General features: G+C 70.0%; 25 protein-coding genes. 7 read left to right on the top strand and 18 right to left on the bottom strand.

The genetic code is table 11. The features are described 5' to 3' along the window. Positions 1–9: 9 nt before the first annotated feature. Genes ASC61_RS10065 through ASC61_RS10055 form a run of 3 tightly spaced genes read right to left on the bottom strand, consistent with a single transcriptional unit; the run spans position 10 to position 1,971 of the window. Positions 10–552: an arsenate reductase/protein-tyrosine-phosphatase family protein gene (locus ASC61_RS10065; protein WP_056211493.1), complete on the bottom strand. Its 543-nt coding sequence runs from the start codon at positions 550–552 to the stop codon at positions 10–12. Further along, on the bottom strand, positions 552–1,484 hold the full coding sequence (gene ygfZ, locus ASC61_RS10060; RefSeq protein WP_056211491.1) for a CAF17-like 4Fe-4S cluster assembly/insertion protein YgfZ: 933 nt from the start codon (positions 1,482–1,484) through the stop codon (positions 552–554). The genes ASC61_RS10065 and ygfZ overlap by 1 nt, the downstream gene beginning before the upstream one ends. Beyond that, positions 1,477–1,971, bottom strand: a complete 495-nt coding sequence (locus tag ASC61_RS10055; RefSeq protein ID WP_056211489.1) for an FABP family protein — start codon at positions 1,969–1,971, stop codon at positions 1,477–1,479. Before ASC61_RS10055 ends, ygfZ begins: the two co-directional genes overlap by 8 nt. Before the next feature lie 36 nt (positions 1,972–2,007). On the opposite strand from ASC61_RS10055, the gene dtd reads away from it, so the two are divergent. Next, positions 2,008–2,430 (top strand): D-aminoacyl-tRNA deacylase, encoded by a 423-nt coding sequence (gene dtd, locus ASC61_RS10050; RefSeq protein WP_056211487.1) that lies wholly within the window; start codon positions 2,008–2,010, stop codon positions 2,428–2,430. A 69-nt stretch (positions 2,431–2,499) separates the two neighbouring features. After that, positions 2,500–3,621: an LCP family protein gene (locus tag ASC61_RS10045; protein ID WP_056211484.1), complete on the top strand. Its 1,122-nt coding sequence runs from the start codon at positions 2,500–2,502 to the stop codon at positions 3,619–3,621. Between the two features lie 21 nt (positions 3,622–3,642). Here the strand turns inward: ASC61_RS10045 and ASC61_RS10040 are convergent, their stop codons facing one another. The 12 genes from ASC61_RS10040 to ASC61_RS09990 all read right to left on the bottom strand — a co-directional run bounded on the left by ASC61_RS10040 (position 3,643) and on the right by ASC61_RS09990 (position 14,301). Continuing rightward, positions 3,643–5,433 (bottom strand): DUF4012 domain-containing protein, encoded by a 1,791-nt coding sequence (locus ASC61_RS10040; protein ID WP_056211481.1) that lies wholly within the window; start codon positions 5,431–5,433, stop codon positions 3,643–3,645. 74 nt (positions 5,434–5,507) lie between these two features. Then, positions 5,508–6,104: an LPXTG cell wall anchor domain-containing protein gene (locus tag ASC61_RS10035; protein ID WP_082530578.1), complete on the bottom strand. Its 597-nt coding sequence runs from the start codon at positions 6,102–6,104 to the stop codon at positions 5,508–5,510. A 260-nt stretch (positions 6,105–6,364) separates the two neighbouring features. Then, on the bottom strand, positions 6,365–6,661 hold the full coding sequence (locus ASC61_RS10030; protein WP_056211478.1) for a DUF1416 domain-containing protein: 297 nt from the start codon (positions 6,659–6,661) through the stop codon (positions 6,365–6,367). Continuing rightward, complete coding sequence (locus ASC61_RS10025) at positions 6,661–7,509, bottom strand: sulfurtransferase (RefSeq protein WP_056211477.1); 849 nt, start codon at positions 7,507–7,509, stop codon at positions 6,661–6,663. The genes ASC61_RS10030 and ASC61_RS10025 overlap by 1 nt, the downstream gene beginning before the upstream one ends. Positions 7,510–7,584: 75 nt before the next feature. Beyond that, positions 7,585–8,022 (bottom strand): DUF4395 domain-containing protein, encoded by a 438-nt coding sequence (locus ASC61_RS10020; RefSeq protein WP_056211475.1) that lies wholly within the window; start codon positions 8,020–8,022, stop codon positions 7,585–7,587. Positions 8,023–8,269: 247 nt separating this feature from the next. Then, on the bottom strand, positions 8,270–8,698 hold the full coding sequence (locus tag ASC61_RS10015) for a thioredoxin family protein (protein WP_056211473.1): 429 nt from the start codon (positions 8,696–8,698) through the stop codon (positions 8,270–8,272). A gap of 23 nt (positions 8,699–8,721) precedes the next feature. Beyond that, a complete protein-coding gene (locus tag ASC61_RS10010; protein ID WP_082530577.1) occupies positions 8,722–9,192 on the bottom strand; it encodes a lasso peptide biosynthesis B2 protein in 471 nt (156 codons plus the stop codon). Continuing rightward, positions 9,185–10,996 carry an ABC transporter ATP-binding protein gene (locus ASC61_RS10005; protein WP_056211468.1) on the bottom strand — a complete coding sequence of 604 codons (1,812 nt, stop codon included), beginning with the start codon at positions 10,994–10,996 and terminating at the stop codon, positions 9,185–9,187. Before ASC61_RS10005 ends, ASC61_RS10010 begins: the two co-directional genes overlap by 8 nt. Next, complete coding sequence (locus tag ASC61_RS19945) at positions 10,993–11,883, bottom strand: hypothetical protein (protein WP_056211466.1); 891 nt, start codon at positions 11,881–11,883, stop codon at positions 10,993–10,995. Before ASC61_RS19945 ends, ASC61_RS10005 begins: the two co-directional genes overlap by 4 nt. A gap of 45 nt (positions 11,884–11,928) precedes the next feature. Further along, positions 11,929–12,060 (bottom strand): hypothetical protein, encoded by a 132-nt coding sequence (locus ASC61_RS20380; protein WP_268750611.1) that lies wholly within the window; start codon positions 12,058–12,060, stop codon positions 11,929–11,931. 75 nt (positions 12,061–12,135) lie between these two features. Further along, on the bottom strand, positions 12,136–13,995 hold the full coding sequence (locus ASC61_RS09995; RefSeq protein ID WP_056211465.1) for an asparagine synthetase B family protein: 1,860 nt from the start codon (positions 13,993–13,995) through the stop codon (positions 12,136–12,138). 15 nt (positions 13,996–14,010) lie between these two features. Further along, positions 14,011–14,301: a PqqD family protein gene (locus ASC61_RS09990; protein ID WP_056211463.1), complete on the bottom strand. Its 291-nt coding sequence runs from the start codon at positions 14,299–14,301 to the stop codon at positions 14,011–14,013. A gap of 104 nt (positions 14,302–14,405) precedes the next feature. On the opposite strand from ASC61_RS09990, the gene ASC61_RS09985 reads away from it, so the two are divergent. Beyond that, positions 14,406–15,380, top strand: a complete 975-nt coding sequence (locus ASC61_RS09985) for a nucleotidyltransferase family protein (RefSeq protein ID WP_162243663.1) — start codon at positions 14,406–14,408, stop codon at positions 15,378–15,380. Here ASC61_RS09985 and ASC61_RS09980 read toward each other — a convergent pair whose 3' ends face one another. Both ASC61_RS09980 and ASC61_RS09975 read right to left on the bottom strand, forming a co-directional pair. Next, positions 15,381–16,187: a hypothetical protein gene (locus tag ASC61_RS09980; protein ID WP_157439442.1), complete on the bottom strand. Its 807-nt coding sequence runs from the start codon at positions 16,185–16,187 to the stop codon at positions 15,381–15,383. A gap of 37 nt (positions 16,188–16,224) precedes the next feature. Next, positions 16,225–16,491, bottom strand: a complete 267-nt coding sequence (locus ASC61_RS09975; RefSeq protein WP_056211456.1) for a MoaD/ThiS family protein — start codon at positions 16,489–16,491, stop codon at positions 16,225–16,227. A gap of 135 nt (positions 16,492–16,626) precedes the next feature. Here ASC61_RS09975 and ASC61_RS09970 point away from each other — a divergent pair, with 135 nt between their 5' ends. Genes ASC61_RS09970 through mshD form a run of 3 tightly spaced genes read left to right on the top strand, consistent with a single transcriptional unit; the run spans position 16,627 to position 19,617 of the window. Continuing rightward, the gene (locus tag ASC61_RS09970) at positions 16,627–17,334 is read left to right on the top strand and encodes a winged helix-turn-helix transcriptional regulator (protein WP_056211454.1); all 708 of its coding nucleotides are present in this window, start codon (positions 16,627–16,629) and stop codon (positions 17,332–17,334) included. 25 nt (positions 17,335–17,359) lie between these two features. After that, the gene (locus ASC61_RS09965) at positions 17,360–18,784 is read left to right on the top strand and encodes a carboxyl transferase domain-containing protein (RefSeq protein WP_056211452.1); all 1,425 of its coding nucleotides are present in this window, start codon (positions 17,360–17,362) and stop codon (positions 18,782–18,784) included. Continuing rightward, the gene (mshD, locus tag ASC61_RS09960) at positions 18,781–19,617 is read left to right on the top strand and encodes a mycothiol synthase (RefSeq protein WP_056211450.1); all 837 of its coding nucleotides are present in this window, start codon (positions 18,781–18,783) and stop codon (positions 19,615–19,617) included. The genes ASC61_RS09965 and mshD overlap by 4 nt, the downstream gene beginning before the upstream one ends. Here the strand turns inward: mshD and ASC61_RS09955 are convergent. Next, positions 19,614–20,657, bottom strand: a complete 1,044-nt coding sequence (locus ASC61_RS09955; RefSeq protein ID WP_056211448.1) for an alpha/beta hydrolase — start codon at positions 20,655–20,657, stop codon at positions 19,614–19,616. The genes mshD and ASC61_RS09955 overlap by 4 nt on opposite strands. A gap of 82 nt (positions 20,658–20,739) precedes the next feature. Between ASC61_RS09955 and ASC61_RS09950 the strand changes: the two genes are divergently transcribed. Beyond that, positions 20,740–22,863, top strand: coding sequence for an RNA degradosome polyphosphate kinase (locus ASC61_RS09950; RefSeq protein ID WP_056211445.1), 2,124 nt, complete (start codon positions 20,740–20,742; stop codon positions 22,861–22,863). Positions 22,864–22,870 lie beyond the last annotated feature (7 nt).

The raw sequence follows: 22,870 nt of genomic DNA, 5'->3' as shown, positions 1-22,870 counted from the left end.
CTCGGCGTCTCAGCTCACGGCGACGAGTGCGTTGAGGCGTTCGCTGATCGTCCGGACCGCCGCGTCGATCTGGTCCGCTGTGCGCCGGTGCACCTCAGGGCTGCGCCGATAGGGATCGCCGATGTCGATGTCGGCCGGCGCCTTGCTGCGCTGCCGCGACGCGTCGGCGACCAGGGCCCGCGGGGCGTCGCCGTCGACGATCTCGCAGAGCGCGGCGAACTCGAGCAGCGTGAACGTACGCCGGAGCGCGGCAGGCGTGATCTCGAGGACCGCGGACCGGTGCGAACGGGTCGCCGTGAGGATCAGGTCGGCGGAGTCCACCAGGTAGGTGTCGATCGCGTGCGAACGAAACATCGTGTTGGAGTAGCCGAGCCGCATGAGCTCCATCGCGGCCATGCCGTCCATCGGCTGGCGGTCCCAGCCCTGGGTGCCGGCGCTCGCGACCTCGAACTGCTCGTCGTCCAGCTCGGCCCGCAGCAACGCCTCCATGATGGGCGAGCGGCAGATGTTGGCCGTGCACACGGCCAGGATCGCGAAGCGTTGCGAGGACATCAGCCGAGGACCGGACGTACGTGGAGCCCGGCTTCCGGGTCCACGAGCACCTCTTGGTTGGCCGCGACCCCGTCTGCCAGCAGCGTCGCCGCAGGATCGACGTTGCGCTTGACCACCGCGAGCGCGATGGGGCCCAGCTCGTGGTGACGCGCGGACGACCCGACGAACCCCACGCGTACGCCGTCCAGGGTGACGTCGGACCCGTGCGCCGGCAGGTGGTCGACCGAACCGTCGAGGAGCAGGCGTACGAGTCGGCGCGGGGGCCGGCCGAGGGTGTGCACGCGGGCAACCGTCTCCTGGCCCCGGTAGCAGCCCTTGTCGAGGTGCACCGCCACGCCGAGCAGGCCCACCTCGTTGGGGATCGTCTTGTCGTCGGTGTCCAGCCCGACGCGCACGAGACCCGCCTCGATGCGCTCGGCCTCCCACGCCCACATCCCCACGGGATCGCCGAGCTCGGCCGGCAGGGTCGTGAGGGACGCGCGGGGGCGGATCTCCCAGCGCAGACCGGGCAGGCCGATGACGGCCCACTCCTCGGTCGCGAGCGCGACCTCCACCCGGAGCATGAAGCGCATGCGGTCGAGGAACTCGACGAGCGCCGCACCCGCACCCGGCTCGGTGTGAGCCCAGAAGGTCTCGCCGTCGTCGACGCCGGAGAATCCGTGCTCGATGCGGCCCTGCGGCGAGAGCAGCAGGACCTCGGTCGGCACCCCGGGCGCCAGGTTCTCGAGGAACTGCGTCGTGAGCGAGTGCAGCCAGGTCAGGCGATCGGGCCCCGTGATCGTCACGACGTCGCGGTGCGACAGGTCGACGAACGTGTGACCGTCAGCGAGCCGGCGCTGCTCGGCCGAGATGGCACCGTAGTGCGCCGCGACAGCCTGGTCGGGCGCGTCACCGCCCACGGCCCCCGGCAGGGCCAGCAGCGGGCTAGACACGGGCGAGCCTCCCCCACAGGTGCGACTGCATCTCCTGGCCCTCTGCGGCCATGTCGTAGGCGTACATGAGGTCGCCCTCGACCAGGCCGTACATGCGCTGCCCGGCGGTGTACTCCTTGGCGGTCGACGTACGCGCGACGAGGTCGGTCGCCAGGGTGACCCGGGGGCCGTCGACCTTGCCGTACCAGACCTCGGCGTAGCCGGTGGGGTGTGCGAGGACGAGCTCGAGCTCGCCGTCTCCGACGGGCCGCAGGAAGCCGGTCTCGAGGGCACCGGGGCGTACGCGCTCGCCCTTGTCGTCGGTGATCCAGGTCCGGCTGAAGTAGTGCAGGAACGGCCGGGTGTCGTGGGCGAAGACGACGTCCTGCTCGAACGTGAACGGATCGATCGTCGGGTAGTCGCCGTGCCCGTCGCCGTGCCACGTGCCCAGCAGCCACACGACCGGCATCAGGTCGGGGTGCAGGTCAGACGGGATCTCGAACGGCATGATTCCAGTCTACGGTGGCCCTCTACGCTGGCTCGCATGAGAGCCGTCGTGCAGAGGGTCACCGAGGCACGGGTCGACGTGGCCGGCGAGACGGTCGGACAGATCGGCGTGGGCCTGGTCGTCCTGCTGGGCGTGACGCACGACGACACGATCGAGAGGGCCGACCGGCTCGCCGCCAAGATCTGGACGCTGCGCATCCTGCGCGACGAGAAGTCCGCCGCGGACCTCGGCGCCGGCATCCTCGTCGTCAGCCAGTTCACGCTCTACGGCGATGCCCGCAAGGGCCGCCGGCCGACCTGGACCGCCGCGGCGCCTGGGCCCGTCGCGGAGCCGTTGTACGACCACTTCTGCGCGTCGCTGCGCTCCCTCGGAGCGACGGTCGCCGAGGGGGTCTTCGGCGCCGACATGGCGATCGCCCTCACCAACGACGGACCGACCACCCTCGTGCTCGAGGTCTGAGCCGGTCGCGAGTTGGATGCGTTGGCGCGACCCGGCAGAATGGACGGGATTCCCTGAGGACGGAGCACGATGGCAGGCAGGCTCGGCAACTACCGCGATGCCGGCAAGCGGCGTGCGGACGGTGACAAGTTCCGCCGACGCCACCGCAAGACGTTCCTGGCCCTCGTGACGCTCGGGGTCGTCGTCAGCCTCGGCATCACCATCACCGGTGCGTACGCCTACATGCTCAACAAGCAGCTCGGCAACGTCGACAAGGTCAAGGTCAGCGACAAGCTCAAGGAGAAGGAGCGCCCCGACCCCGACAAGGGCAATGCGCTCAACATCTTGCTGCTGGGCTCCGACAAGGGCAAGAAGATCCCGGGTGAGTCCCAGGACACCTCACTGTCCGCGGACGCCAAGGCCGCGAAGTGGCCCATCGGCAAGTACCGCAGCGACACGTTGATGATCGTGCACATCACGGCCAACCGGAAGTACGCGTTCCTCGCCTCGATCCCCCGCGACACCTTCACGACGATCTACGACGCCGAGGGCAACCCGCACGGGCAGCAGAAGATCAACGCCGCGTTCTCCGAGTACGGGCCCGTCGGCGCGGTCTCGACGGTCGAGCACCTGACCGACCTGCGCATGAAGCACGTCGCGATCATCGACTGGGAGGGGTTCAAGGACCTCTCCACCGCCGTCGGCGGGGTTCCGGTGCACATTCCCGACGACACCTACGACGAGATGCAGCACGTGCAGTGGAAGGCCGGCGACTACAACCTCAAGGGCAAGAAGGCCCTCCAGTACGTTCGCCAGCGCCACGGCCTGCTCCGTGGCGACTTCGACCGCATCGCCCGTCAGCAGAACTTCCTGCGCGCCCTCATGGGCAAGATCCTCAGCAAGGGCGTCACCCGCAACCCGGTCAAGCTCATCAACACCGTCAAGGCGCTGACCAAGAACCTCACGGTCGACGCCGAGTGGTCGGGCAGCGACATGCGTGGCCTCGCCCTCTCGTTGCGCGGCATGCACACCAAGGACGTCTACTTCCTGTCCGCCCCGGTCGCCGGCACCGAGACGATCCCGGTCTACGGCAGCATCGTCCGGCTCAACGAGGCCAAGTCCGACGAGCTGTTCACCGCGTTCCGCAAGGACAACCTGCGGGCCTACCTCAAGAAGTATCCCGACGACGTGCTCAAGAAGGACGTCGACTGACCCTGGCCGGCCGGCCCGGGGTCACGAGCAGGCGGACTTGATCGACACGTCGTTCTGCATGCTGTGCACGCCCGGGGTCGTGGAGAACACCGGGTCGCCGGGCTGGTGCGGGCCGGAGATCATCGACGTACGAATCGTGTAGCTCTGCTGGGGCTTGACCGTCAGGAGCACCTTGGTGACGTTGCGGCCGCGATGCGTGTCGGCGTACACCGTCTGCTTGACGCCGTTGACGCGCACGTCGGTGAACCCGCCGGCGTAGGGCGAGTAGAAGCGCAGCAGGAGGCGCATCGTGCCACGAGGCGTGTAGAGCCCGTTGCCGGTGACGGCCTTGGGCAGGTCGGCTGCGTTGGCCGGCGCGTTGGAGGTCAGCTCCGTCGTGGTGTTGATCTCCTGCACGTCGTCGCGCAGGCAGCGGCCGACCGACATGGAGGTGTTGTAGTCGAGGTAGTACTCCATCTTGGTCGACGCCGCGTCGCCGAAGTAGAGGCCGACGTGCGGGACCTTGCCGCCATTGCCGCTGAGCTCGCCGGACACCCCTGAAGGCTCGATCAGCGTCTGCTCGCTCTTGTGCGAGGACCACACCATCAGCCGGTTCTCGCTGGCGGCCTTGACCAGGCCGTCGATCACGAGCCGCGAGTCGCTGCGGCCGGCCTTGACGGCGTCGAAGATCGCCCGCGCCGCCACCTTGAAGACCGCGTCCTGCTGGTCGCGGTCCTTCAGCAGCACGTACGTCTTGTTGAGCAGCAGGTCGACGGCGTTGTTCTGGTCGAACGCGGGACCGTTGGGGATCCGGATCGGGCCGGTGCCGGCGAGGATGTAGCTCATGGCCACGGGATCGACCGAGATGACGCCGTCGACCTTGGTGTCGAGCCCCTTGGCGACCATGGCCTTGGCGATCTCCGCCGTCCGTGGGAAGTCGGGTGTCATGTTGGCGTCGAGCAGGTTGGTCACCAACGTCGGCGAGAACACCGTCGCCTCGTTCTTGGTCATCGGCAGCACGGGCTCGGAGAACTGCTTGAGGTCCTGGATGGAGCCCTGGAACCCCATCGACAGCTTGCCCTTCTTGGCCTTCAGGATCGCGTACGAGCCGGAGATGCCGCCGGTCGAGCGGATCTCCGCGTTGTTCTGGATCAGCAGCAGGTAGCGGCGGGTCTCCTGCTGTCCCAGCATCTCGGGCAGCAGCTTCGCCGCGAGGTTGCTCGAGTCCGCGGCGGCTTTGGCGCTGTCGACCTTGAACTGGATCGTGCTGACCGGACCGCGGAGCGGCACGAGAAGCGACTGCGCGTCGATGTCGCTGAGCTCCTTCTGGGCCGCGGTCAGGGCGTCCGTGACGGTGTTGACCGAGGGCGCGATCTTGTTGATCGCGGCGAGGTCGACCTTGCCGTCGTGGGGGCTGTAGGTGTTGAGGTTGATCTCCTTGGACAGGGCGACGACCGGCGGCAGGGCCTGGGTGGAGACGTCGTCCATGACGCGCGAGACGGTCTGCACCGCGTCGATGTTGCGGCCGAAGAACGGCACGTGCGCGCCGAGATCCCACAGAGGACCGTCAGTGGTGCTCCGGGCACGCGAGGTCGACTCCTGGAGGCTCGACAGGGTGGCCTTGGCCGCGGTGTCGTCGCCCGCGACGATCTGGTTCTGCAGGAGCTCTGACTGGCTGGCCGCGAGGCGGAGCGAGGAGTTGGCCCGGAGCGCCTGGAAGGCGAACAGCAGGAGCAGCAGGACCACGAGGCCCAGGAGCGCCATGAAGACGCGATCGCGGGTGATCTGGCGGTACCACGGCTTGTGGCCCCGCCTCCGTTGAGTCGAGCTCATGAGGCGCGCCGATGCAAAAAGGTCATGCACGCCCCGAGAAGTGGGACGTGCATGACCGTGCGGTGCTCAGGGTCTCAGCGAGCCGAGTGGCGGCGACGTGCGACGTAGGTGATGCTGCCACCTGCCGCGACGAGCGCTGCGCCGAGGACCAGGATCCAGGCGTTCGAACCACCCGTGTTGGGCAGCGAGCCGTCGCCGTTGTCGTCGACGCCGCCCTTGGGCAGCAACGTGACCGTGGCGGAGGCGCTGGCCTCCTGGGTCGCGGCGCGCAGCGTCGTGGCCGTGTTCGCGGAGTAGAACGCCGGGCTGACCTGGTTGGAGGTCACGACCTTGGCGCTCACGGGAGGCACGTTGTCGTCGTACTTGCACAGGGCCTTGATCGGCGACTTGAAGACCTTGGACACGACCTTGGTGTCGTAGGTGCCCGTGAGCGACGTGCCGCTGCCGGTCTGGTTGGCGCTGCCGTTGACGGCCTCGGAGTAGGTGACGGTCCAGTCACACTCGACGTCGGCGCTGGCCTTGTAGTCGAAGGTGTTGCCGCCGACGAGGGTGGCGTCGGAGATGGTCAGCGTCACGTTGGGGATGTCAGGGTATGCCTGAGCAGCTCCCGAGGACAGCAGGGTCGCAGCTGCCGCTATGGCTGCCGCGGCTACAAGCCGAAGTTTGATCATGACGCACTCCCAGTGGGCTCCGAGTCTCAATGGTGCAGAACTGCTGTGTTGCTGATGTTACGAGAGAAAAATCGACGACGTGTCACTTAACGAGTGTCGAGGACAGTCCGTTACGGTCCCAGCGTAGCGTAGCGAGGGCTCATCTGTGACCAGTTCGTCAGTAGGTGATACGCGCAACAGTGCGGCAGGGCAGTCACCTCATGGCGAAGGGGTGCACCCGGCCGAGCCGGATGCACCCCCCCTCGGGTGGCGTGTGCGCGTCAGACCGCGACGGCAACCTCGGCCACGACGCCCTTGGCGGCGGTCACCGCGTTGTCGACCGAGATCGACTTCGGGGCGAGCGTGCGCAACGTCCACTCGCCCGGACCGGCGAAGAAACGGAACTGCCCGGTCGCAGAGGTGGGGACCTCGGCGGTGAACTCGCCCGTGCGGTCGAGCAGGCGGACGTACGCGTTGCCGACCGGCTGGCCGTCACGCGTCACGATGCCCTGGATCACGGCCTCGTTGGCGACGTCGACGCCCTCGAGCGAAGGGCCGCCCTTGATCGCGCCGCACATCAGGCGACACCCGGCTCGTCGCCCAGGGCGACCGGCACGGCGCGCAGGGCGCCGTACTCGGTCCACGATCCGTCGTAGTTCTTGACGTTCTCGTGACCCAGGATCTCCTTGAGCACGAACCACGTGTGCGAGCTGCGCTCACCGATGCGGCAGTAGGCGATGGTGTCCTTGGCGTCGTCGAGGCCGGCCTCGGCGTAGAGCTCCTTGAGCTCCTCGTCGCTGCGGAAGGTGCCGTCGTCGTTGGCCGCCTTGCTCCACGGCACGTTGCCGGCGGTCGGGATGTGGCCGCCGATCTGAGCCTGCTCCTGCGGCAGGTGCGCCGGGGCGAGGAGGCGACCGGCGTACTCGTCGGGGCTGCGGACGTCGATCAGGTTCTTGCTGCCGATCGACGCGATGACCTCGTCGCGGAACGCGCGGATCGACTCGTCGGCGTCCTTGGCGACGTAGGTCGTCGCGGGGCGGTCCTGGACCTCGGTGGTCAGCTCACGCGAGTCGAGCTCCCACTTCTTGCGGCCGCCGTCGAGCAGACGCAGGTTGTCGTGCCCGTAGTACTTGAGGTACCAGTAGGCGTACGCGGCGAACCAGTTGTTGTTGCCGCCGTAGAACACGATCGTGTCGTCGTTGCCGATGCCCTTGGCTGACAGCAGTGCCTCGAGCTTGTCCTTGCTGACGAAGTCGTGGCGGACGCCGTCCTGGAGGTCGCCCTTCCAGTCGAGCTTGACGGCACCGGGGATGTGCCCCTTGTCGTAGGCCTCGACGTCCTCGTCGACCTCGACGAGGACGATCGACGGGTCATTGAGGTGTTCCTCGACCCAGTCTGCGGTGACGAGCGCGGATTCGCGGCTCATGCTGTACCTCCGTTGTGTGCCCGGGATGGGCGTTGGTTGATGAGACAGTGCGTGTTCGGTGGACGGATGAAGTTGTCAGGCACGAGCCGGCGAGAGCCGGCGCAGCGCCAGGTAGAGCTCGCATCCGAGGCACAGGCCCACGGAAGCGTTGAGCAGGGCAGCCACGAGTGCGAACACCGTGGCGACGTAGCCGACCGTCGTCGCACCCACGAGGAACGCGACCAGGGCGACGGTGGTGAAGCCGAGCCCGACGAGCTGTGCGAACCGTGGCGGGCGGGCGTCCTCCAGCTCAGCCGGGCGTCCGAGGCGCGGACGTACGACCTTGGTGAAGAAGACGGCATAGGGAGAGGCCTGCAGGCTGACCAGCGCCGAGACCGCGAAGACCGCGACCTGGACCGCCAGCAGGACGACGTCGACCGGCTCCGGGGTGACCAGCACGAGGGCCAGCACGACGGCAGTGATGCCGGCGTTGACGCGCAGACCTCGCGGGTCCACGTGTGCGGGTTGGGACATGGTGCTCCTGCGCTGGGGCACGGCCCGGCATGGCCTGGGCGTGCGGGAACTGACGGACGAGAGGTGTCAGCGCATGCGACACAGCGAGGAGCGGGTGCGGCAGTTGTCGACTGCGCGCCGCCTCGTCAGGTGTGTCGTCTCAAGCATGTGTTCAAGAGTAGGGACACTTCCCGGGTTGTTCACTCCCGAGTCTCACGATATGGACGGTTGTCCCACATCGTGGCGCAGCACTTGGCATTGCAGGCCGTTATCGTCGCTCTCCGACGGCCTGTCCGAGGGCGGCGAGCACCTGTTCGCGCCTCGGAAGACCCGAGGCCCGGGTCGAGACGACGCCTGCGCCGTCGAGCACCAGCACGGTCGGCGTCCGCATGATGCCGAGCCTGCGGACCATGTCGAGGTGCTGCTCGGCGTCGATGTCGACCGTCGTGACACCGTCCACCTTGGCCGCGATGTCGGTGAGCAGGATGCGGGTTGCCCGGCACGGACTGCAGAACGCGCTGGAGAACTGGACCAGCGTCGCGCGCTCGCCGAGCTCGGCTCCGATGTCGGTGGCGGTGAGCACCTCCGCGTCGGGGCTGGGCGGCCGATGCGTGAACCGGCCGTTCTTGGCCTTGACCGCCCAGGCCGCGATCCCCGTCAGGACGAGGGCGGCGAGGAGCGCCACGATTCCAGCCATGCGTCCAGCGTACGTGCCGGATCTCAACGCACGTCCGGGTTCCGATCCGTGGGCGCCGGCACGGGGATGACGAGGTAGCGCTCGCGCACGTCTGCCGTGTCGTTGAGCGGCACACCGCCGTACTCGACCCACGCGTGGGCCGGCAGGACTCCCTCGGTCGGGGATGCCACGCCGACGCACAGCTCGACCTCGTGGCCGCGCCGCCGCGCGAGCCGGACGATCGTGACGGCGCGGGGCAGGCAGGTCCAGCCCGTGGGTCGCCGGCCGGCCACGGTCGTGACGGCCGCCGTCACGACCAGGACCGCGACCGGGACCGGCGCGCCGCGCCGGGCTGCGGCGGACGCTCCGTCCGGGCTGCCGGCCGCGGACTGCATCGTCCGAGCGAACCCGCGGGTCCGCAGGGACAGCGCGACCCAGGGCATGACGACGACCGTCTCGACGAGCGCGAACCAGAACGCCGGGCGGGTGCGCATCCGGCGGGCCCGGTCAGGCATGGCGCTCCGTCCCGAACGCAGCCGCCTGAGTCGTGTACATCTCGGCGTACGTGCCGCCCCGTGCCATGAGCGTCTCGTGAGTGCCGCGCTCGACGATCTCACCTTCGGACAGCACCACGATGTCGTCGGCGTGGACGACGTTGGCGAAGCGGTGCGAGATGACGAGGACGGCACGGTCGCCGAACAGGGCGGTCGTGCCGTCGATCATCTCCCGCTCGGCGAGCGGGTCGAGCGCGGCCGTGGGCTCGTCGAGCACGACCACGGGGGCGTCGCGGAACAGGGCGCGAGCCATCGCGACGCGTTGCCACTGGCCGACCGACAGGTCAGTGCCGCCTTCGAAGGACGGACTGAGCCAGGTGTCGAACCCTCGCGTGAGCCGCGTCAGGAACGTGTCGGCGCCGGCAGCCCGCGCGCCGGCCTCGACTCCCGCACGGTCTGCGTGGCGCCGGCTGTCGCCCAGGGCGATGTTGTCATGCGCAGAGAGCTGATAGCGCAGGAAGTCCTGGAAGATGACCCCGACTCGCGGCAGCTCCCCGGAGCCGGCCAGCGCAGCGTCCCAGGTGACGGCGCCGCCATCCGGCTCGTACAGGCGGCAGATCAGCTTGGCGATCGTCGTCTTGCCCGAACCGTTGGCGCCGACGAGTGCCGTGACCCGGCCGGGACGGAGCTCCAAGCTCACCCCGCGGAGTGCCGGGACGGTGGCGCCCGGATAGGTGAACGACACGTCGTCGAGCGCGACCGCAGCGCCGCGTGGCGCCGGCTGCCGTGCGGGGTCGCGCGGTACGTCGTCCACCCGGGCCCGGGCAGCACGCTGCACGAACGCGGCGTGGTCGTCGAGGAACAGCGAGGACTCCTGGATCGAGCTGATCGAGCCGCCGATGCCGCGTACCCGCATCGTCAGCTGCTGGACGGCGACCGCGCCGATCGCCGCGTCGGCGAGCGGCAGACGACCGTCGACGCTGAGCCCGACCAGCACCGCAAGGGTCGCGACGGTGATGAGCGTCGACCCGATCCCGGCGAGGAACAGGCGACGCGATCGCAGGCGGGAGACGACCCGGAAACCCTCGATCTCGTCGTCGTAGCGCTGCTCGTAGCGGTGACGCAGGTGATCCACGGACTCGAACGCCCGGATCTCCTTGGCCTCGTCACGACCCGTGAGCAGCTCCTGCAGGTACTCGCGCTCCCGGTTGACCGGCGTGATCGCCGAGACTGCCGCGAACATCGCCCGGCTGTTGCGCCCCGCCACCAGCAACACCGGCAGCCCGACCAGCAGGGCGGCCGGGACGAGCCACGGTTCGACCGTCGCGAGCACGACCGCGCCCACCACGCCCCCGACTGCGGCCCCGGCCAGCTGCGAGACGGCCTGCACGAGGTCCCACGGCCGCTGCGCGGCTTGGCGCAGCGTCCGCTGGAGGTGGTCCTGGAAGTCCGGCGACTCGAGCTCGGCGAGCGACACGGCCGACGCGGCGTCCACGACGGCGGTCACGGACTGGCGCTCCACGAGGTGCGCCATGAGCCACCTGACCTCTGCCTGCACCGCGGACGCCAAGGTCGTGAGGCCCGTGCCGACCGCGATGCCGACCAGGCTCGGCACGAGAGGACCGATGTCGTCGGGCCGGTCCGACACGGTCAGGTCGTGGATGAGCTCGCGGCCGGCGACCAGCAGCAGCACCAGCCCGAGGCCGGACACGATCGTGCAGACGAGCAGAAGCACGTACTCGCGCGGAGCTGTGCGGCGGATGAGGCGGACCGCCTCGACGGTGTTGGTCACCAGCGACGCGCCCGGCCTCCCGGCGCCGATCACGGCATCGTCGTCTCGATGAGCGCCGCCAGCTCGGGAAACACGTCCCAGCGGCGCGGGAAGTCGACCCGGACGCATGGCACGTCCATGGCCAGCGCGCTGGCGAGCAGGAAGGTCTGCGTGGCGACAGCGTCCTGCGACGCGGCGAGATAGAACGAGTGACGGGCCAGGCATGCGGTCGACTCCGACAGCGTCATGCGGTGGGCGGCGAGCTCAGCGTTGCTCCCGAGCTCGACGACAAGCGACAGCGGCGCCGGTCCGGTGACCGACCGGATGTCGGGCGTGACGCGGTGCTTGGTGGCACCGTCCGCCATCGGCGTCGACGGCAGCTCCGGCACGAGGGCCGCACGGCTCGGCGCGAGAAGGCGTACGCCCGGATAGCTCGGCACGATCTCGTGGGACGACCCGGCCGACACGACGCGACAGGCGTCATCTGCCACGAACCGCCACCCGAGCTGGGCGAGCCCGGTCGTGGTTGTCGACTTGCCGCGCCCGCTCTCGCCGACGAACGCGACGGCGCTGCCACCAGGCGTCTGGACGGCGCCGGCGTGCAGGACGAGGTCGCCCCGCATCGCGAGCCACTGCGGGACGACGTGGTCGAGGACGAGGTGCGCGACGTGGTCGGCGTCGTGGGTGCTGGTGACGTCCACCGTGATGAGCGGCTGGCGCGTCGACAGCTCGACCGTCATCTCCACGAACCTCAGGACGACGCGCGACGCGCCCCAGCCCTTCTCGAGCCAGGCGTCGTCACCGGCGTCGAGAGCGGCAAAACGTATGTCCGAGCAGTCGACCGTCCCACGGCGGATCTCGACATCGGCAGTCAGACCGGTCGAGGGCTCAAGCGGAAGCGGGATCGCGGAATCGACGGACAGGCCGTAGGCCTCGTACATGACCAGACCGCCCGCGTGGGGGCGCTCCAGACCTCTTCGACCAGGCTACTTCTTGCCGATCTTGCCGGAGCTGCCGTCGAGGCCGATGCCGGACTTGCCCTGGACGACCTGGGTGATGGCCCCGTAGGAACGCAGCTGGGGGCGCACGTAGACAGGCGTGTTCTTGCTGTGGTTCATGGGAGTCTTCAATTCTGCGAGTGGGAGTAACACCAGAATGATGGGGAGTACCTCCCAGACTAACGGCAAATCCGTTTACGCGTTACGCGAATGCCCGACTCGCGCCTGCAGCACCGTGGCTCCCGCGCTGAGCGCCAGCCAGAGCTGGAATCCCTGAGGCTCGCCCCGGGGCCGGTCGAACGCCCGCTCCCCCGCGTCGTACGTCCGCAGGAAGGCGGCCACGTCGATGCGTTCGTCTAGCGCGGACAGGGCGCGCTCGGCGGCGGGCCGGTCGAAGGCGGCGAACATCTTGCGGATGAACGGCCGGGTCAGCTCCGCCTTGTCGGTCCTCGTCACGACGGACGGCGGCAGGCGATCGCCGAAGGCGCGGCGGTGCAGGCCGCGGTAGTCGCCGTCGAGCCGGATCCGCTCCTCGGGAAGTCGCAGGACGAGCTCGACCAACCGGCGGTCGAGGAACGGACAGCGGACCTCGACGTGCTGCTCGGCGGCGAGACGATCGGTCTGCTCGTACGCGATGGGGTTGTAGGGCGTCGCGACGTAGTAGTCGCGCTGCTCCCGCTTCGCGGGCGAGCCGGTGTCGAGCGGGTCCGCGACGCTCGGCGGGTGCGCCGACCGGAGCCAGGGATGGTCGCCGGCCCGCTTCCGCTCCTGACGTGCCGTCATGAGGCGGGCGACCATTCCTTCGGGGCGACGGCGGGCGCGAGCGCGCGTCACTTCTCGCGCGACCGCACGGGCGAGGCGGCCTAGAGCGGCAACTCGTGGGCGACCGTCCCGGCGCAGCCACCGATAGCCACGGCCCGGGTGTCCGGACAGGGCGAGGTCGACCGGCGCGAGACTCGAGCCGTACAACGCCTCGTCGCCACCGACACCACTCAGCAGGACCGAGCACCCGAGCGCACCGGCGGCGGCATGGCGTGCGGCGGTGTCGGCCGCGTCGATGGAATAGAGCGGCTGTCGCTGTGCTGCCACGTCCGCCGCGAGGTCGAGTGGCGCGATGTCCCCAACCGCGAGGACCTCGACGTCGAGCCCGAGGTGCGCGGCGACCGCCGCAGCGTGGTCCAGCTCGTCGGCCTCGGCGTCGTCGAAGGCACAGGTGAGGGCCGTGACCGTCGCGCCGAGACCGACCGCGGTGGCGGCGACGGTCGACGAGTCGAGGCCACCGCTGAGCTCCACGGCGACACCGTCGCAGCTGCGGAGCCGAGAGCGCACGGCCTCGTCGAAGCAGTCACGGAGGCGGCTCACCGACTCGTCGACCGACAGCTCGAGCGGCTCGATCGAGGGGTTCCACCAGCGCTCGACCACCGGCCCGGCAGCCCCGAGACGCAGCCGGTGCCCGGGCGGCAACCGGTGGACCCCCGACCAGATCGTCCCGTCGACCGGCGGCTCGTCTACGAGAAAGCCGACGAGATAGTCCTCGTCGACCCCGGCGGCCGTCGCGACCTCCAGCACGGCCGACAACGAGGACGCCGCGATGAATCCAGAACCGGTGTCGGCCCAATAGAGCGGGCGCATCCCGAACGCGTCCCGGGCCAGGATGAGCTCGTCGCGTTCCACGTCCCACAGCGCGAGCGCGAAGTCGCCGACCAGGTGGTCGAGGCAGCCGACACCCCATTGCCCGTACGCCGCGAGGATCAGGTCGGCGTCGGTGTCCAGGGGCTGCTCGACCTGGTCGTCCAGCCGCTCCAGGAGCTCGGTCCGGTTGTCGACCCGTGCGTCCGCCGTCAGCCACACGTCCCGGCCGGGATGTCGCTGCGGCTGGTCCTCGTGGGCCGCCTCGGGCGTCGTCCACAAGGCTGCGTGGAGGAGCGTGCACCGACCGACCGTGCGACTCGACTCGTGGTCCCGGCCGCGGGGCGCGATGGCTGCGGCCACCTTCCGCACGATGTCATCGGGGAACGGCTCGACGCCTGACAGCAGGACCGCGAATCCGCTCACCCGCGACGAACCTGCTCACTCATCGGCGACGACCAGGCCCCGCGCCACCAGCTCAGCTGCCAGGTCCAGGAGATCGGTGACCAGCTGGTCCCGCCCGACGTCGTACTCATCGACCATGACATCGGCGACGGCGTCGATCGTGCGGGGCTCGGCGAGCAGCTCGTACATCCGTGCACCAGCCCCGTCGAGGCCGAAGAACTCCTCGCTCGTCAGGTCGAGCAGGACCGTCTCGTCGCCCGCCTGTCGCAGCAGGACGTGCTCCGAGGCGCGCAACGTGGTGGTGGCGGACACTCGGGACGGAGCCATGCGCATACTCCCTTGTGACGACCGAATCGATCGCCGAAGGCGGCCCCGAACGCGAGCGAATGTAGCATTGATCCGGTGGAGATCTGCCCCGAATGAGCCAACGTGTGCCCTCCCACGTGAGGGCCGCCGTCCAGGCGCTCAGCCTGGACCTGGCAACCGCAGAGGTGACTGCGGCACTGGCTCGTGAAGGCATCGACTCGGTGCTGTTGAAGGGGCCGGCGACGGTGCGCTGGCTCTATGCCGAGGACCCCGACCAGCGGACGTACGTCGACATCGACCTGTTGGTGGCGCCCGAGGCGTTCCGGTCCGCCGAGGATGTGCTGGAGGCGTGCGGCTTCCGACCAGGTCTCGGCCGGCTGCGTCCCGTCGAGCGCGAGTGGATGCCCGTCACCCCGTGGGAGCGCGAGGGCCCGGCACCGGCCCAGGTGGACCTGCATCGCGGGTTCCACGGCATCCGTGACTTCGGGGCGTTCTGGTCCGTGATGACCCAGCACACCGACGAGCTGACGGTGCAGCGCCACGTCGTACGCGTCCCGGATGCCGCCGGGTGCGCCCTCATCGTGACGCTGCACGACACGGCCGTGGCGCGCACCGCCAAGGCGACCGAAGACCTCGCGCGGGCGTTCGCGCGGTTCGACGACGCGACCTGGGCGGAGGCCGCTCGGCGGGCCGAGGCGTGCGGAGCCGAGGAGTCGTTCGCTCTCGGGCTGTCCCACCATCCGGCAGGTCGCGAGCTCGCGGCCCGGCTGGACCTGCCCGCCCAGCTGTCGGCCAGTGTCGTGGCTCGCGATCTGGCCGGGCCCGGCAACGACCCCGCGCCCGCGGCGGCCGCCGCACTGCTGCTCGAGCGCTTCGAGGACGCCAAGCGCTGGCGTGAACGCGTGCGCATCGTGCTCAACATCGTCTTCCCCTCGGCCGACCACCTCCGCGCCCACCGTCCCTTGGCACGACGCGGGTGGCTCGGGCTGACGGTCGTACGGCTGACCTGGCCGTTCTCGTTGGTCGCTCGCGCACCGCGGGTGCTGCGGCTCGTACGGCGCGCGCGGCGGGAGACTGCCGACCAGTCCTCGGCCGGCTGATCAGAGGCCGGGCGCACCCACGAGCTGGCCACCGACGTAGACGAGGGGCGCCGCGAGGGCGATCGACATCGCCCCGGGGAAGCCCCAGCCGGCCGCCGCGTGCGTGTGCCCGCGGGACCAGGCCCGGCCGAGCACCTGGCCCAGCACGCCGAACAACGCCGTGGCCGAGCCCACCGTGATGCCGAAGGCCCACGTCAGGGTCGAGTCCAGGGCCAGCGTGACGGCGGCGCCGGCACCCGCTCCGGCGACGACCGCGAAGATCGCGCAGACGAACCGGTCGACCGGGATCAGCCAGACCAGCAGTCCGGCGGCGAGACCGGCAGCGCCCACCGCCACCGCCTCCGCGTCGCCGAGGGACTGGGCGGCGCCGATCCAGCCAGCCGACAGTGCAGCGAACGCCCCGAGCGTGACGGCGTACGCGGTGGACAGGACCAGGTCGGGGCGGCCGTCGGTGCGGAGCATCTGCGCGATCAGCGCCACGAAGACCGAGACCGCGATCGCCGGGAGGATGCCGGCCAGCATCCCGCTGTCGGTGGCGCCGACGACATCGGGTGACGTGCCGGTGGCGCCGCTGAGCAGGTCCGGCGCCAGCGTGATCGCTGTCGCGACGAGGCCGCCGCTCAACGCCGCCACGAAGTGCGGCGACCGGATGGAGTGACCCGTCGCGTCGACGGCGCTGGGCGCCAGCGCGATGAGGACCTGGACGAGGACCACCGCAGCGCCGACGAACACCGGGTCGGCGTAGGCCGCGAGCGTGATCGCACCGGCCAGCGCGAGCGAGAGCATGGTCGAACCGAGGCGTGGCACCCCCGCATGATGCCAGTAGGCGTCGGATCGGCGAGTGCTAACCGCCGGCGAAGGGTGGCAGGAACTCCACCGTGTCGCCGGCGTGCAGCGCGATCGTGGCCGGTTCACGGGCGCCGACCGGGGTGTCCCCGACCAGGATCGAGCACGTCGCGATGACGTCGTCGAAGCGGTCGCGGTCGCGGTGCCGGCTGCTGATCACCACCAGCAGATCGGCCAAGGTGCCGGTCGGCACGTGCTCCTCGGCCACGCCTGCGGCCGCCCGCGCGGCAGCCCAGTAGTGCACTGTGACGTCGTTCTCATTCACGTCACCGCGTGGCAATTGTTCCGACACATGAAGTATTGTTGACCATGCAACGAGGCCACGGTGTTCCACCATGGCCTTTTCGCATATCTGGACCTGAACGACCCGGCTAACTCACGCGGCACCGGAAGGCTCACCATGTCCCACCTGCTTCTCCTCACCAAGAGCACGCAGTCGTCGGTCGAGGTGCTGCCCGCGCTCGCCCTGTTGCCGCACCACGTCAAGATCCTGCCCGCCGAGGCGAGCGCCCTGCTGGACGCGCCGCCGTGTGACGCCGTCCTCGTGGACGGTCGGCACGACCTCGCGCAGGTCCGCAGCCTGACGCGGGTCATCCGCACGACGGGCATCGAGTGCCCCCTGATCCTGATCCTGACCGAGGGCGGGCTGGCCGTTGCGGCCTCCGACTGGGGCATGGACGACGTCATCCTCACCACCGCCGGTCCCGCCGAGCTGGAGGCGCGCCTGCGGCTCGGCATCGGTCGCATCGCCGCAACCCTCGACGGCGACAACGAGAGCCACGTGATCTCATCGAGCGGCCTGGTGGTCGACGACGCGACCTACACCGCGAAGCTCGAGAACCGCACGCTCGACCTCACGTTCAAGGAGTTCGAGCTCCTCAAGTTCCTCGCCCAGCACCCCGGCCGGGTCTTCACCCGCCAGCAGCTGCTGCAGGAGGTCTGGGGCTACGACTACTTCGGCGGCACCCGCACGGTCGACGTCCACGTACGCCGGCTGCGCGCCAAGCTCGGCACCGACAACGAGACGCTGATCGGCACCGTGCGCAACGTCGGCTACCGCTTCGTCGCGACCAAGACCGAGCCGGCCCGCGACACGGCAGACGCGTAACCACTTCGGCTGACAGGATGAGCACATGGCTCATCTGACTGCGCAGGAGCTGCTCGACCTGGTCCTCGACGAGGGCTCGTTCGAGTCGTGGGACGAGCCGGTCGACCATTCCGGCCTCGACCCGACCTACCGGCAGGAGCTCGCCGCCGCCGCCGAGCGCGCGGGCACCGACGAGTCGGTGCTGACCGGGCGCGGTCTGATGCACGGCCGGCCGGTGGCGGTGCTGGTCAACGAGTTCCGGTTCCTGGCCGGGTCGATCGGCGAGGCCGCCGCGAAGCGGATCGTGTCGGCGGTGCGCCGGGCCACCGCCGAGGGCATTCCGCTCCTGGCGACGACGGCCTCGGGCGGGACCCGGATGCAGGAGGGCACGCCGGCGTTCGTGCACATGGTCGACATCTCGCGGGCGATCATGGACCATCGCGCGGCCGGGCTGCCGTACCTCATCTACCTGCGACACCCCACGACCGGCGGGGTGTTCGCCTCGTGGGGCTCGTTGGCCCACGTCACGGTCGCCGAGCCCGGGGCGCTCATCGGCTTCCTCGGGCCCAAGGTCTACGAGCTCATGGAGGGCCGGCCGTTCCCGCCCAACGTGCAGACCGCGGAGAACCTCGCCGACCGCGGCATCATCGACGCCGTGGTGCTGCCCGACGAGCTGCCGCTGCTGGTCGACCGCGCCTTGAGCCTGCTGATCGATCCGCCCAAGCCACAGACGCGCGAGCTGCGCACGGGTGAGGTCACCCGCAGACGGTCGGCATGGGAGTCGATCCAGATCACGCGTGCACGCCATCGCGCCGGCGTGCGCGAGGTGCTGCGCTACGGCAGTGACGAGACCCTGCGCCTGCAGGGCACCGAGAAGGGCGAGCGCGACAGCGCCATGATCGTCGCGATGGCCCGCATCGACGGCCAGCCGTGCATCGTGATCGGCCAGGACCGGACGACCCAGACCCGTTTCAAGCCGATGGGCCCCGCGGCGCTGCGCGAGGCGCGGCGCGGGATGCGGCTGGCCAACGAGCTGCGGCTGCCGCTGGTGTCGTTCATCGACACCCCCGGTGCCGAGCTGTCGCCGGAGGCCGAGCAGGGCGCGATCGCCGGCGAGATCGCGCGATGCATCTCGTGGATGTCGACGATGCGGGTGCCGACGGTGTCGGTCATCCTCGGCCAGGGGTGCGGGGGCGGCGCGTTGGCCCTGCTGCCGGCCGACGTCGTGATCGCCGCTGAGAACGCCTGGCTGTCGCCGCTGCCACCCGAGGGCGCCAGCGCGATCGTGCACGGCGACCTGGACCATGCGGCAGAGATGGCCGAGGCGCAGCGGGTCAGCGCGATCGACCTCTACGAGAACGGCACGGTGCATCACCTGGTCGCCGAGCCCGAGGGCGACACCCCGGAGCTGCTCGCCCGCGCGATCGCCGCCGAGGTCGGATCGCAGCTCGTGGCGCTGAGGGCACGATGAGCATCCTCGAGCTGGCGGAGCGCGCCGCGGCCGTCGACGGGGTGGAGCCGTTCAACGAGGCCAGCCTGTTCGCCCTCCGGGACGGCTCGCCGGCGCGGGTCCTGGTGCAGCAGACCGAGATCGACGGCGCGATCACCGCGGCGGCGTTCGCGGTCGGCGACGCACCCGTCGAGATCGTCGTCGACCCGGCGCATCGCGGGGCGGGCAAAGGTCGCCGCATCCTCGACGAGCTCTTGGCGGACGGCGAGGACCGCTACTGGGCACACGGCGACCTGCCGGCGGCCCGGGCGCTGGCCACGTCTGCCGGCCTGTCACCCGAGCGCATCCTGTTGGTGCTCCGTCTGACGTTCGACGGTCCGCCGGCGCCCGAGCGCGTACCCGACGGCATCACGCTGCGGTCGTACGTCCCGCAGGATGCCGAGCAGCTGATCGCGGTCAACGCGCGGGCGTTCGCACACCACCCGGAGCAGGGTGCGATGGACGCCGCCGACTTCGCCCGGCGTACGTCGTCGGAGTGGTTCGACCCTGCGGGGCTGTTCGTCGCCGAACGTGATGGGCGCATCGTCGGGTTCCACTGGACCAAGGCCGAGGACCTGCCAGGAGATGGGCCTAGCGGCGAGGTGTACGTCGTCGGGATCGACCCCGAGGCGCAGGGCGGCGGCCTCGGCACGGCGCTGACCGCCCGGGGTCTCCGGCACCTGTACGAGCAGGGCCTGCCGATCGTCGACCTCTACGTCGAGGGCGACAACGCCCCGGCGCTGAAGGTCTATCGCAACCTCGGCTTCCAGGACTGGAAGAAGGACGTGCTCTACTCCGCCGTGGCCGCGGGCTAGCTCAGGCCGCGCTGCAGGGCGTTGGCGGCGCGGCGCATGGCCCGAGGCCCGGAGGTCCCGATGCCGACCATGTTGGCGAACGAGTGGATCAAGCCCTCCTCGCAGACGTACTCGACCGGCACGCCGGCCGCCTTCAGCTTGTCGGCGTACGCCTTGCCCTCGTCGAGCAGCATGTCGAAGCCCGCCGTCACGACGTAGGCCGGCGCGACTCCCGTGACGTCCTGGCGCAGGGGGGACAGCCGTGGATCGGCCCGGTCCTCGTCGCCGAGAAGATAGCTCTCCTCGCCGAGGTCCATGTAGCCCTTCGTCAGGTAGAACCCCTCGGCGTACGTCTTGCGGCTCGCACTGGTGTCGAGGAAGTCGGTCACCGGATAGATCAGCAGCTGGAACGCGGGCTTGATCGCCGCGCCCTTGACGGCGTGCTGCGCGATCAGCGCGGCCATGCATCCGCCGGCGCTGTCGCCCCCGACAGCGATGCGGGTGGGATCGATGCCGATGCCCTTGGCGTGCTCGGTGATCCACTGCCACGCCGCCGACACGTCGTCGAACGCAGCTGGGAAGGGCGCCTCGGGTGCGAGCCGGTAGTCGACCGCGATCACACGGACCTGAGCCTCCTCGGCCAGGAACCGGCACACCGCGTCGTGGCTGTCGAGGTCGCCGTAGATCCATGCGCCACCATGGACGTACACCAGGGCCGGCGAGTCCCCGGTCAACCCGCGCGGCGTGAAGAAGCGCAGCGTCAGCGGTCCCCCCGGTCCGTCGATCGTCCGATCCGTCACGGCGCCGATCGGCTGGTCGCCACCCACGACCCGCGTGCCGGCCACGAGATGCGCCCGGCCCTTGCGGATCGGCAGCGTCTCGGTGGCCGGTCCCTCGAGCTTCTGGAGGCGGAGCAACAGCTGCATCTCAGGGTCGAGTGTCCGGCCGTCGATGACGACGGGCGCGCCGGCCAGCCGCCGGATCACCGGCTTGGGCAGCATGAGGATCGAGCGGGCGGTGACCCCGCGAGCGGTACCGGCGAGCTGGGCCACGAGCGACATGGTGGTCAAGGTAGCGCATCGGGATCTCGTTCAATCAGCGTTCATCTTGGCCTGTCAAAGTGGTCATGTGGAGACCCATGACATGGCCGTTGCCGACCTCGAGGCGCCGGCGTCCCCCGACGAGTTCGACGTCGACCCCCCGTTCGACCCGGCCGAAAGCGTTGCCCTGCCCCACGACCGGTTCCTCGACCGCGAGCTGTCCTGGATCGCGTTCAACGCCCGGGTGCTCGAGCTGGCCCAGGACGACACGCTCCCGCTGCTCGAGCGCGTACGCTTCGCAGCCATCTTCGCGAGCAACCTCGACGAGTTCTTCATGGTGCGCATCGCCGGGCTCAAGCGCCGCATCGCGGCCGGTGTCGCGGTGCCGTCCGCCAGCGGCCTCAACCCTCGCGACGTGCTCTCGCGCAGCCTCGCGGCGAGCCAGGACCTCATGGTCGCGCACGCCGAGACGTACCACGGAGAGCTCGTGCCGGCGCTGGCCGCCGAAGGCATCGAGCTGCTGCACTGGGACTCGCTGCGCCCGACGGAGCAGGAGCAGATCAGCGCCCTCTATCGCGACCGGGTCTTTCCGATCCTGACGCCCCTCGCGGTCGACCCGGCGCACCCGTTCCCCTACATCTCGGGGCTCTCCCTCAACCTCGCCCTGGTCATGCGCAACCCCGACACCGGCAAGGACCACTTCGCCCGCGTCAAGGTGCCGCCGATCATCAGCCGCTGGATGCAGGCCGATCCCGGCCGGTTCGTGCCGCTCGAGGAAGTCATCGCCGCTCACCTCGACCTGCTGTTCCCCGGCATGGAGCTCATCGCCCACCACGCGTTCCGGGTCACGCGCAACGAGGACCTCGAGGTCGAGGAGGACGACGCCGAGAACCTGCTCAAGGCGCTCGAGAAGGAGCTGCTCCGCCGCAAGTTCGGCCCGCCCGTACGCCTCGAGGTCGAGGAGTCGATCGATCCCGGCGTGCTCGACCTGCTGGTCTCCGAGCTGGGCATCAAGGTCGACGAGGTCGTACGCCTGAGGGGCCCGCTCGACCTGCGCAGCCTCAACGAGATCGCCGACCTCGACCGGCCGGAGCTCAGCTACGAGCGCTTCGTCCCGGGCACGCACGAGCACCTCGCCGAGGTCGAGACCGCCAAGCCCGCCGACCTGTTCAGCGCGCTGCGCAAGCGGGACGTGCTGGTGCACCACCCCTACGACTCGTTCGCGACGAGCGTGCAGCGCTTCATCGAGCAGTCCGCCGCCGACCCGCACGTGCTCGCGATCAAGCAGACGCTCTACCGGACCTCGGGCGACTCCCCCATCATCGACTCGCTCGTCGACGCCGCGCGCGCCGGCAAGCAGGTCCTGGTGCTCGTCGAGATCAAGGCGCGCTTCGACGAGCAGGCCAACATCCGCTGGGCCCGCAAGCTCGAGCGCGCGGGCTGCCACGTCGTCTACGGCCTGGTCGGCCTCAAGACCCACTGCAAGCTCGCGCTCGTCGTGCGCGACGAGCCCGACGGACTGCGCCGCTACGCGCACATCGGCACGGGCAACTACAACCCCAAGACGGCCCGGCTCTACGAGGACTTCGGCCTGCTCACGGCCGACCCCGACATCAGCCACGACCTCACGGACCTGTTCAACAACCTCTCGGGCTTCGCGCAGGACTTCTCCTACCGCCGGCTCATGGTCGCACCGGCCGGCCTGCGCGACGGCATCCTCGAGCGCATCGACACCGAGATCGCGCACCACGCGGCCGGCCGACCCTCGGGCATACGCCTCAAGGTCAACTCCCTCGTCGACGAGGCCGTGATCGACAAGCTCTACGAGGCGTCGCGCGCCGGGGTCGAGGTCGACCTCATCATCCGCGGCATCTGCACGCTGCGGCCGGGCGTGCCCGGGCTCAGCGAGAACATCCGGGTGCACAGCATCCTCGGCCGGTTCCTCGAGCACAGTCGGGTCTACTGGTTCGCCGGTGGCGGCGAGCCCGAGGCCTGGATGGGCTCGGCCGACCTCATGCACCGCAACCTCGATCGCCGCGTCGAGGTGCTGGTTCGCGTGCCGTCGGCGGCGCACACCGAGCAGCTCGGTGACCTGCTCGCGCGCTCGGTCGACCCCGAGACGACGTCGTGGCACCTGGGCCCTGACGGCCAGTGGGACCGCCACGTCGGGTCGTCGGACCTGCAGTCGGTCCTGATCGATCGCGCGAAGGCCCGCCGGAGCCGCTGACCCCGCG

The sequence above is a fragment of the Aeromicrobium sp. Root344 genome (assembly GCF_001425755.1).
Lineage (GTDB): Bacteria > Actinomycetota > Actinomycetes > Propionibacteriales > Nocardioidaceae > Aeromicrobium.
The sequence above is the reverse complement of the archived record's forward strand: the minus strand, read 5'-3'. Positions and strand labels throughout refer to the sequence as shown.

Bases quoted from the DNA above. Each gene is read 5' to 3' on its own strand.
- ASC61_RS19945 (WP_056211466.1), bottom strand. From the start codon at position 11,883: ATGTACGAGGCCTACGGCCTGTCCGTCGATTCCGCGATCCCGCTTCCG.
- mshD (WP_056211450.1), top strand. From the start codon at position 18,781: ATGAGCATCCTCGAGCTGGCGGAGCGCGCCGCGGCCGTCGACGGGGTG.
- ASC61_RS09965 (WP_056211452.1), top strand. From the start codon at position 17,360: ATGGCTCATCTGACTGCGCAGGAGCTGCTCGACCTGGTCCTCGACGAG.
- ASC61_RS09955 (WP_056211448.1), bottom strand. From the start codon at position 20,657: ATGTCGCTCGTGGCCCAGCTCGCCGGTACCGCTCGCGGGGTCACCGCC.
- ASC61_RS09970 (WP_056211454.1), top strand. From the start codon at position 16,627: ATGTCCCACCTGCTTCTCCTCACCAAGAGCACGCAGTCGTCGGTCGAG.
- ASC61_RS10055 (WP_056211489.1), bottom strand. From the start codon at position 1,971: ATGCCGTTCGAGATCCCGTCTGACCTGCACCCCGACCTGATGCCGGTC.
- ASC61_RS10045 (WP_056211484.1), top strand. From the start codon at position 2,500: ATGGCAGGCAGGCTCGGCAACTACCGCGATGCCGGCAAGCGGCGTGCG.
- dtd (WP_056211487.1), top strand. From the start codon at position 2,008: ATGAGAGCCGTCGTGCAGAGGGTCACCGAGGCACGGGTCGACGTGGCC.
- ASC61_RS10040 (WP_056211481.1), bottom strand. From the start codon at position 5,433: ATGAGCTCGACTCAACGGAGGCGGGGCCACAAGCCGTGGTACCGCCAG.
- ASC61_RS10015 (WP_056211473.1), bottom strand. From the start codon at position 8,698: ATGGCTGGAATCGTGGCGCTCCTCGCCGCCCTCGTCCTGACGGGGATC.
- ASC61_RS10030 (WP_056211478.1), bottom strand. From the start codon at position 6,661: ATGTGCGGCGCGATCAAGGGCGGCCCTTCGCTCGAGGGCGTCGACGTC.
- ASC61_RS09990 (WP_056211463.1), bottom strand. From the start codon at position 14,301: ATGGCTCCGTCCCGAGTGTCCGCCACCACCACGTTGCGCGCCTCGGAG.
- ASC61_RS10010 (WP_082530577.1), bottom strand. From the start codon at position 9,192: ATGCCTGACCGGGCCCGCCGGATGCGCACCCGCCCGGCGTTCTGGTTC.
- ASC61_RS09950 (WP_056211445.1), top strand. From the start codon at position 20,740: ATGGCCGTTGCCGACCTCGAGGCGCCGGCGTCCCCCGACGAGTTCGAC.
- ASC61_RS10020 (WP_056211475.1), bottom strand. From the start codon at position 8,022: ATGTCCCAACCCGCACACGTGGACCCGCGAGGTCTGCGCGTCAACGCC.
- ASC61_RS10065 (WP_056211493.1), bottom strand. From the start codon at position 552: ATGTCCTCGCAACGCTTCGCGATCCTGGCCGTGTGCACGGCCAACATC.
- ASC61_RS20380 (WP_268750611.1), bottom strand. From the start codon at position 12,060: ATGAACCACAGCAAGAACACGCCTGTCTACGTGCGCCCCCAGCTGCGT.
- ASC61_RS10025 (WP_056211477.1), bottom strand. From the start codon at position 7,509: ATGAGCCGCGAATCCGCGCTCGTCACCGCAGACTGGGTCGAGGAACAC.
- ASC61_RS10035 (WP_082530578.1), bottom strand. From the start codon at position 6,104: ATGATCAAACTTCGGCTTGTAGCCGCGGCAGCCATAGCGGCAGCTGCG.